Raw genomic sequence first — 2,319 nt, 5'->3', positions numbered from 1 at the left:
TGATCGAAGAGCCATTCCAGTTTTTCTCGGTTGATTACACTATTTTTGATCATGGGGACTATAGATTTTTGTTTTAATGTTTCCACTTTTAAATCTATAGCATCCCCCTTTTAATTTTCAACTAGGTTTGATACGATATCCTCTGATGCTCTACAACAATGAAAATACCAGTATTACTGTTATTTCCTTATATCTATTAATAGTTAACTGGTCTAAACATACACTTTACCCACTTTTAACCGACAATAAACGCTTATAAGCGATCCAACACTGGATACGTTGTGCGTATTGATCACCAAATTAAACATTTTCGTGGATATTGTATCGGGTCGATAAGTCTTGTTTAATTGTATGGGATTGGAAATCGTTTTTTAGCTGGAGGCCGAGGTGCTCTGCGGAGCATGGTGAACGGATAGAGATTGAATGCGGATCGCTATGAAATAAGTAGGCCATTCTTCACTGTCTTATGTTGTGGGCTTTTAGTTCTTGAATGACTCGCTTTCATCCTGGTTCAATATTTTTCTTCAGTTTGTTAAAGTTAAAGTCACCGGGTAATAACCAATACTCCTCAACAATTCCCTTATTTAATCTAAACAGGATGTATTCTGATACTTCAAAAGTTTTATAGTTCGAATATTTCTCCTTGGCAACTCTTTCTCCATATTCAATTGAATAGACACCAGATACCCAGTCGCCGAAAATATACTCTTTGTTTTCACCGAGAGGAAAGATTTCATTTAATGCTATTGGAACACTTTTTATTGAGTTGTAACTGAGTCCGGATTTAAGAGTCACCGAATCCAAAAACAGAGAGTCGTTACTAATGTGCCAATTGCAATTGGGTGCCCCGCTCTTGCTTTCATTCTCCCAATTATAGGGCCATTTCAAGTGATCATTGTAATAAAGTATTAAAATGGGACTTAACCCATAATTCCCTTTTAAGTAGCCCTTTTTATTCTGAAAAGTAATCTGATCACTTACTCCAAGTCTCAGATAGTAAGAAATATAGTTTTCATTGAGATTAAGCAGGTTGTATTCAGATGTCAGCCCATGATCTTCACTGCCTTCTTCATTTATAATTTGTTTATCTATCAATTTTCCATTCCTTAAATGGAAGTAGTATGTTTTTAACAATGTGGTCGTACTATCAATCAAGTACCTATCACCAAGATTTACAATTGTATCGTGTCTGTATTCAGAACTTGAAATTATACCACTAAACCAATCAGCAAATACACCATTTTTTGAGTTTCTCGAATCCTTGGAAGCTACATTATAATCACCAGGCTGAAACCGTTTACTTTGTATAGCAATTTCGGTAAGAAAAAGACTGTCATTTACTATAATCCAAGATGCAATATGTCCTCGGTAGTTTGCTGTAGAAAGCGCATCAAATGGATATTTGATTTTATTTTGATAAAAATAGGTTTCTAGTGGTGAGGGGAAATAGTACCCAGTAAATAGAGATAAACAATTCCCTTCGTAATATATAAGGTCAGGCTCTTGCTCGGTACCGTTGCAAACTGTGGTTATTATAATGAATAGAAGAGTTAATAATTTATTCATGATATGACCCAATAATTGCACTCAACAATTAAAACAACAGTATTACTAAGCGATCCAAAACTGGATACGTTGTGCGTATTCATCACCAAATTAAACATTTCTGTGATATTATCTTCGGTCGATCATGCTTGTTGAATTGGACGGGATTTAGGATCGCTAGCTGAAGGCCGAGGTGCCCTATTATCGCACAAGTGGAAAACACTTGCGCGATAAGTTAGTTTGCCTATATCATGGCAGCTTCCCATGCATCAGTGGCACTGCACTGCTCACCATACGCATTCTTCTGCCGGGTATACCTGGCTTCCGCATCTGCTCACAGCCTTCCCTCCTCTTTAAACCTCCTGGTAGGATAACCATAGGCAGGTAAAGCGTATAAAGTGATCCTGTCGCCTAAAGGAATCTCAATGGCGATGCATGCATTGAGTAGTCTAGCATCATTTGTGTTGGTTTTCACGGTTTGAATGATTGAGGAAGCATCATTATTTATCATTCAAGTGTATTTATTGTCAGGTTAAGTATGTTATGATGCAGATCAATGGTGCTCTGCCTCTAAAAGTTGGGCTCTATGATCCATTGGTCTTGATTTGTGACTCTTTCACCCTGATCTGTGATTAACTTTTGGGGTTGCGTCATTTTTTAATGGGCTCTGTGATTCATTCGGCATGAATTGTGATTTTTCAAAGGTGATCTACCGTTCATTTGTAGTGAACTGAGATTTCTGAGCGGGATCTATGAGCTATCGGGCTTGATTTG

General features: G+C 37.3%; 2 protein-coding genes. Both read right to left on the bottom strand.

Annotation, left to right across the window (positions count from 1 at the left end):
* Positions 1–501: 501 nt before the first annotated feature.
* Complete coding sequence (locus RLO81_RS08690) at positions 502–1,566, bottom strand: hypothetical protein (RefSeq protein ID WP_350110141.1); 1,065 nt, start codon at positions 1,564–1,566, stop codon at positions 502–504.
* Between the two features lie 313 nt (positions 1,567–1,879).
* Positions 1,880–2,056, bottom strand: a complete 177-nt coding sequence (locus RLO81_RS08685) for a hypothetical protein (protein WP_350110138.1) — start codon at positions 2,054–2,056, stop codon at positions 1,880–1,882.
* Positions 2,057–2,319 lie beyond the last annotated feature (263 nt).

The sequence above is a fragment of the Fulvivirga sp. genome, assembly GCF_040220315.1.
GTDB lineage: Bacteria > Bacteroidota > Bacteroidia > Cytophagales > Cyclobacteriaceae > Fulvivirga.
This window is presented reverse-complemented; position numbering and strand designations above follow the sequence as displayed.